The 6,259-nt window shown below is 61.4% G+C and carries 7 protein-coding genes; 2 read left to right on the forward strand and 5 right to left on the reverse strand.

The genetic code is table 11. The annotated features are described in order from the left end of the window. Positions 1–21 precede the first annotated feature (21 nt). The 3 genes from V1261_RS11015 to V1261_RS11025 all read right to left on the reverse strand — a co-directional run bounded on the left by V1261_RS11015 (position 22) and on the right by V1261_RS11025 (position 2,383). Positions 22–546: a retropepsin-like aspartic protease family protein gene (locus tag V1261_RS11015; RefSeq protein WP_329771826.1), complete on the reverse strand. Its 525-nt coding sequence runs from the start codon at positions 544–546 to the stop codon at positions 22–24. An 18-nt stretch (positions 547–564) separates the two neighbouring features. Beyond that, positions 565–918: a zinc ribbon domain-containing protein YjdM gene (locus V1261_RS11020; protein WP_329771827.1), complete on the reverse strand. Its 354-nt coding sequence runs from the start codon at positions 916–918 to the stop codon at positions 565–567. Positions 919–982: 64 nt separating this feature from the next. Next, positions 983–2,383 (reverse strand): aspartate kinase, encoded by a 1,401-nt coding sequence (locus tag V1261_RS11025; RefSeq protein WP_329771829.1) that lies wholly within the window; start codon positions 2,381–2,383, stop codon positions 983–985. 216 nt (positions 2,384–2,599) lie between these two features. Between V1261_RS11025 and V1261_RS11030 the strand changes: the two genes are divergently transcribed. Further along, complete coding sequence (locus V1261_RS11030; protein ID WP_329771831.1) at positions 2,600–3,721, forward strand: beta-ketoacyl-ACP synthase III; 1,122 nt, start codon at positions 2,600–2,602, stop codon at positions 3,719–3,721. Positions 3,722–3,874: 153 nt separating this feature from the next. Then, the gene (locus V1261_RS11035; protein WP_329771832.1) at positions 3,875–4,030 is read left to right on the forward strand and encodes a DUF1328 domain-containing protein; all 156 of its coding nucleotides are present in this window, start codon (positions 3,875–3,877) and stop codon (positions 4,028–4,030) included. A 194-nt stretch (positions 4,031–4,224) separates the two neighbouring features. On the opposite strand, the gene V1261_RS11040 is transcribed toward V1261_RS11035, so the two are convergent. After that, the gene (locus V1261_RS11040) at positions 4,225–4,659 is read right to left on the reverse strand and encodes an organic hydroperoxide resistance protein (RefSeq protein ID WP_329771833.1); all 435 of its coding nucleotides are present in this window, start codon (positions 4,657–4,659) and stop codon (positions 4,225–4,227) included. 317 nt (positions 4,660–4,976) lie between these two features. After that, positions 4,977–6,208 (reverse strand): IS3 family transposase gene (locus V1261_RS11045; RefSeq protein ID WP_405197982.1). Its coding sequence is split into 2 segments (ribosomal slippage): positions 4,977–5,941 and positions 5,941–6,208, totalling 1,233 coding nucleotides; the frame shifts between segments, so codons are not numbered across the junction. Between the last annotated feature and the right edge of the window lie 51 nt (positions 6,209–6,259).

Genomic DNA, 6,259 nt, shown 5'->3' on the forward strand with positions numbered 1-6,259 from the left:
ATAGCCGTGAGCCGGGCAGGGTCAGCGGCTGTTGCCGCGTGGGCGCAGCACCATCTGGCGATCCTGGATCAGCAGGTCAAACTGCGACAGAAAGCTCTGGCCGAGCAGGCCGAAATCGTCATTGTCCATGATCAGGCCGATGCCGACTTCGGTGCGGCTGTGGCTGAGGCCGCCGGCCAGTACCGGCACGTCGCGCAGCACGCGGCCTGGGCGCTCGCCGTTGGCGGTCTGGAAGATCGCCCTGGCACCGCCTTGCAGGCCGGCGCGGTCGGCGAAGGCATCGCTGACCACCACCATGCTGGCACCGGTATCGACCATGAAGCGCAGCGGCTCGCCGTTGATCTCGCCCTTGACGTAGAAATGGCCGTCCGGGCTGCGCGGGATCACCAGCTCGCCGACGCTGTTGGTATAGGACTGGTAGCGATCCTGTTGCCGCTGCTCCTGGAGCTGGAACACGTAGTAGAGACCGGCACCGAGCAGCAGCCAGAACAGCAGGATCCAGACCGTGCCGAGGCGGGCAGTGCGGGCGACGGAGGGCGGCGGCATGGGGTGCAAAGGCCCGGATCAGGCCTTTTTCAGGAATTCGGACTTGAGCATGATGCTGCCATGCTCGGTCTTGCAGTCCACATCGTGGCCACCGCCGCCATCGGCAATGCGGATGCTCTTGATCTTGGTGCCTTTCTTGAGCACCAGCGAGCTGCCCTTGACCTTCAGGTCCTTCACCAGGATCACGGCATCGCCATCGGCCAGCGGTGTGCCGTTGGCGTCGCGAATCACGTCGGCGGCTTCTGCGCTGTCGGCCTCATCGGCCTGCATCGGCCATTCATGGCCGCAATCGGGGCAGAAGTAGCTGATGGTATCGGTATAGGTATGGGACTGGCCGCACTGCGGACAGTCGGGGTAGGTACTGTCAGTCATGGCCGGATTGTCGCCGCGCCTGGGGGAAAGTCAAACGCGGCGAAAGGGCGGGGAACCGCAGCGGTCAGGCCACCGGCACCGGGATGCGCGGCTGCACGCAGAGCGCCTGGTTCAGCGCCTTGATGGCCGGCTTGTAGTCGTCGCGATCGACGATGAACTGCATGTTGACCTGGCGCAGCGTCTGCGAGATGGCGTTGACGTTGACGTTGGCATCGGCCAGCGCCTGCGCGGCACGCGCCAGCACGCCCGGAATCGCGATATTGGAGCCGATCACGCAGGCGATGGCGCTGGGCTTGACCGTGACCACCTGGAAGCGGCCCTGCAGCTCCTCGATCAGTTCCGGCGTGACGCACTTGTCCCACATCAGGTGGGCGATGGAGTTGGCGTTAGTGGCCTTGACCATGTAGGAGATCTTGTGGCGGCGCAGGATTTCCAGCACGCTGAGGTCGAAGCCGACTTCACCGACCATGTCGGGCTCGTGGATCTCGATCAGGGTGACCTTGTCGCTGCCGGTGATGATCTCGACGCGGGCGCGTTCGCCGACGTAGTCCTTGGTGATCAGGGTGCCGGGGTGGTCCGGTTCGAAGGTGTTCTTCAGGCGGATCGGGATACCGGCGTGCTCCATCGGCTTGGAGGCCTTGGGGTGGATCGCTTCCATGCCGACATCGGCCAGCTGGTCGGCCACGTCGTAGTTGGTAGCGCCGACGATGACGGCGTTTTCCAGGCCGACGATGTTGGGGTCGGCGGAGGACAGGTGGAATTCCTTGTGGATCACGGCCTCGTCGGGCTTGATCTCGACGGCGATCTTGCTGAAGGTGACTTCGGAATAGCCGCGGTCAAACTCGCGCATGATGCCTTCCGTGCCCTTGGTGTAGCCGGTGGCGACGATCACGCTGTTGGCCACATCCACGCCCTTGAAGCTGTGGTGGATGCGCTCGTCAATGGTCCAGGCCTCGTGATCGTCAAAACCGGCCAGGTCCATCAGCACGGCGGGTACGCCATTGGCCTTGAGGATCTCGACCGAGTTGAAGGCGCTGTGCGATTCGCCGATGGAAGCGAGGATCTCGCGTGCTGCCAGCAGCACGTTGTCGCGGTTCAGGTAGCCACTGGCCAGCACGCGGTGCAGCGCCTGCAGGTGGTCACGCGCCTGGCCGATGCGCTGGTCGACGAAGGCATCGGCAACGTCGAGCGGCAGGCCGATATCGGCAAAGCCGGCGTTGATCTGCTTCAGGCTGGCGCCCAGGTTAGCCAGCGCGCCAGCGTAATCCTTGTTGTGCGCGAACAGGGCGTAGATGCCGGGCTCGCCGGTCTTCTTGTGTTCCAGCAGCTGGTTGGTGACGCCGGAGTAGGCAGACACCACGTAGATGCGACCGTAGATGCGGGACTTGTCGTACAGCATGATGTGACGCAGCACATCGCCAAAGGCCGTCATCGACGTTCCACCAATTTTTTCAACCGAAATCATGCTTTCCTCTTGTGCGTGTCGCCTGTATGGGGCCATACCGGGCTGGTTCGATCCATTCTAGCTAACCCGTTATTTTCACGTGATTTTGCTGCCGTTGACAGGGGGAATGGCGAAAAAACAGGCAGATATCGGCGGCAATGTGGGTGAACGATCGTTCGTAAACAGGGTGGGCGACCTACAATGGAGGGATTACTGTCATTCCTGTTTCATATTGCCATGCACCAAGTCACCATCAGCGGCACCGGTTTGTGGGTTGCCCCCCAGGTCATCAGCAACGCAGAGCTGGTGGAGTCGTACAACGCCTATGCCGAGCAGTTCAACCAGCAGAATGCGGCGCGCATCGAGGCTGGCGAAGTGGCGGCGATGCCGCCATCCAGCGAGGAATTCATCCTCAAGGCATCGGGCATTCGCCAGCGTTACGTGATCGACAAGGCCGGCGTGCTGGATCCGAACCGCATGCGTCCCAAGCTGACGCCGCGCCCGGATGAGCAGATCTCGCTGATGGCCGAGATTGCCGTGGAAGCTGCGCAGCAGGCGCTGCAGAATGCCGGCGTGCAGGGCAGCGAGATCGAGATGGTGATTTGCGCGGCATCGAACATGCAGCGCCAGTATCCGGCGATGGCGGTGGAAATCCAGCATGCGCTGGGCGCGCAGGGCTATGGCTTTGACATGAACGTGGCCTGTTCTTCTGCCACTTTTGGCCTGGAACAGGCGATCAACGCGATCAAGACCGGCCAGGTGAAGAAGGCGCTGGTGGTGAACCCGGAGATTACTTCTGCCCACCACTGCTGGACCGATCGCGATTGCCACTTCATCTTTGGTGATGTGTGCACGGCGGTGGTGCTGGAGCGCAGCGAGGATGCGACGTCTGCCAACCGCTGGGAGGTGCTGGGTACGCGTGCGGCAACGCAGTTCTCCAACAATATCCGCAACAATGCCGGCTTCATGAGCCGTTCGGAAGACCGCAATCCGGAAGACCGCGACCAGGTGTTCCGACAGGAAGGCCGCAAGGTGTTCAAGGAAGTCTGCCCGATGGCGGCCGAGCACATCAGCGCGCAGCTGGAAACGCTGGGGCTGGACGCTGCCGGCGTGCGCCGCTTCTGGCTGCACCAGGCCAACCTGAGCATGAACCAGCTGATTGGCAAGCGCCTGCTGGGCCATGAGCCGAGCTTTGACGAGGCACCGGTGATCCTGGACGAGTTTGCCAACACGGCATCAGCAGGTTCCATCATTGCCTTTCACCGCCACAGCGAGGACTTGCAGGCGAGCGATCTGGGCGTGATCTGCTCGTTTGGTGCCGGTTATTCGATTGGCAGCGTGGTGGTACGCAAGGCCTGATCGCGCATAGCTCCAGTCCTACACACGGCAGCGATTCTGGCTGATGGGGCGTGCGCAGCCGCGCATTTACAGTGAAGTCATGGCGATTCGCAAAGGGTGCAGACAGACAGTCTGCGGTGCGGATGGCTCAACGGGGAAACCAAGGAGAACACCATGCTTCACTACGCTGTCGTCTTTTTCGTGATTGCCATCATCGCTGCCGTACTGGGCTTTGGCGGTATCGCCTCCAGTGCTGCCGGCATTGCCAAGATTCTGTTCGTGGTCTTCCTGATCCTGGCGGTGGTGTCGCTGCTGTTCAAGAAGCGCTGACGATGAGGGTTGCCTGACGTGTGGCGTTGGGGAGCCTTGAACAAAGAACGGCTGTTGCCTGTTGGGGCGACAGCCGTTTTGTTTTGTGCAGGATAAGTGCACTGTCCAGTCAGGCACAAGCCAGGATCGGACTTCCGTTTGCACAGGTGTCAGCTCGCTTCCGGTTGTTCGACACCTGCCGTGCGGTAACTTGCTCAGGCGATCGTCAGCGTGACGTCGATATTGCCACGGGTGGCATTGCTGTACGGGCAGACTTCGTGCGCTGCGGCGACGAGGGATTCCAGCGCGGCGCGCTCCATGCCCGGTACCGATACCTGCATGGCCACGGCGATGCTGAACGTGCCGGGCTTTTCAGCGTACGGGCCAATGGCCACATCGCTGGTAATGGAGACCTCGGCAGGCAGCTGGATTTTTTCGCGCGCAGCGACCGCTTTCATGGCGCCGATGAAGCAGGCGCTGTAGCCGGCGGCAAAGAGCTGCTCGGGGTTGGTGCCAGGGCCGCCGTCACCGCCCAGTTCCTTGGGCGTGGACAGCGCAACCTGCAGGGCACCGTCGGAAGATTGTGCGGTACCGGCACGGCCACCGGTGGCGGTTGCGGTGGCGGTGTAGAGGATTTTTTCGAGGGACATAGGGGAACTCCTTGAGGGCACTGGAAGTGGGGACTTGGGCAGAATAGCAGCATTGGTGGGTTCGGGGGTATGGGCTGCTACCCTCAAGGTCTTTGCGCTACTGCTTGGCAGAGTAGCTTGTATACCTACAGGTCCACGATTGTCTGTTTTTGTCTGATGATTGCCTGCTAAAGCTAAGAATTGCTGGGCTGGCATCTGAGCCGCAGCGGCGAAGTCAGGACGGCAGAGAGTGCGTTGGAGCAGGTGCCAAGCACCAGAAATAGCTGCCTGGGCAAGGTCCAGAGTTCGTTCCTGCTGGAGTTGGAGTTCCCCCTATCTCACGGACGGTTGAGCGCTGAAGAATTCAGCGCGGTAACGGTGGTATTTTCTACCGGGGACTGCCCGGATTGTGCATTGATTTGCTCGAATTCGTTGGGAGCAAGGTAGCCCAGTGCGCTGTGCAACCGATGTGGGTTGTACCAGCCCTCTATCCAGGTAAACACGGCATGCCTGGCCTCGGTCTGGCTTTTCCAGCTTCTTCGGTTGACCAGTTCGCATTCCAGGCTGGCAAAGAAACTCTCGGCCATGGCGTTGTCGTAAGCATCCCCCACCGATCCCATGCTTGGGCGCACGCCCATTTCCTCGCAACGCTTGCCAAACACCGTGCTGGTGTATTGGCTGCCCTGATCGGAGTGGTGGATGACGCCCTGGGGCTTGCGCGTGAAGGCGGCCATCTCCAACGCCTGCACCACCAGATCGGCCGTCATGCGCGTGCCAAAGGCCCAACCCACTACTTTGCGGCTGTATACGTCGATGACTACCGCCAGATAGGCAAACCCGCTCCAGGTAGGCAGGTAGGTCATGTCTGCCACCCAAAGTTGGTTAGGAGCATCCGCCGCAAAGCGGCGATTGACCAGATCGCTGGCCAGCCCAGCCTCTCGATCACGGCGCGTTGTCACGCACCAGCCGCGCCGGCGGCTGACACCCTTCAGACTCGCCTGACGCATCAGGCGTTCGACGCGCTTCTTGTTGACGATCACCCCATCGCGCGCCAGTTGCGCGACCATGCGCGGCACGCCGTAGGTGGTATCGCTCATCTGATGGATGGCTTTGATGCGCAGCAGCAGCTCGGCATTGGCCTGATCGCGTGCACTGGGTCGGCGATTTAGCCAGTCGTGGTAACCACTGCTGGACACACCCAACACCCGGGCCATGGTGCGTATTGGGAGATCGGCCTGGTTCGCCTGCATCAGCGCGTAGACGGCGTGGACGTCTTCTCGCTTTGTCCGGCAAACCAGGCCGTAGCCTTTGCCAGGATGTCGCGCTCCGTTTGAAGACGCTTGACCTCCCGGCGCAAGCGGACGAGTTCCTCGCGCTCGGACGTTGTCAACACATCCTTGCCGGATAACGGCTTGCCAGCATCGGCTGCAGCGCGTGCAACCCAGTTGGCAATGCTCACCGCTGACACATCGAACTCACGTGCCAGCTCGGATTGGCTGCGACCGGAATGAAACAGCTCGACGATCTGCTGTTTGAATGCCTCGGGGTACGGGGGCTTGGTTTTTCCCATGGGGGCTCCTTTCTTCTCAGTGAAAGTGTCCGTCAAATGGGGGGAACTCCA

The organism is Brachymonas sp. J145 (assembly GCF_036312245.1).
GTDB lineage: Bacteria > Pseudomonadota > Gammaproteobacteria > Burkholderiales > Burkholderiaceae_C > Brachymonas > Brachymonas wangyanguii.

What these genes read in the sequence shown, in the direction of transcription:
- V1261_RS11020 (WP_329771827.1), bottom strand. Translation starts at nt 918, where the DNA reads ATGACTGACAGTACCTACCCCGACTGTCCGCAGTGCGGCCAGTCCCAT.
- V1261_RS11030 (WP_329771831.1), top strand. Translation starts at nt 2,600, where the DNA reads ATGCACCAAGTCACCATCAGCGGCACCGGTTTGTGGGTTGCCCCCCAG.
- V1261_RS11035 (WP_329771832.1), top strand. Translation starts at nt 3,875, where the DNA reads ATGCTTCACTACGCTGTCGTCTTTTTCGTGATTGCCATCATCGCTGCC.
- V1261_RS11040 (WP_329771833.1), bottom strand. Translation starts at nt 4,659, where the DNA reads ATGTCCCTCGAAAAAATCCTCTACACCGCCACCGCAACCGCCACCGGT.
- V1261_RS11025 (WP_329771829.1), bottom strand. Translation starts at nt 2,383, where the DNA reads ATGATTTCGGTTGAAAAAATTGGTGGAACGTCGATGACGGCCTTTGGC.
- V1261_RS11015 (WP_329771826.1), bottom strand. Translation starts at nt 546, where the DNA reads ATGCCGCCGCCCTCCGTCGCCCGCACTGCCCGCCTCGGCACGGTCTGG.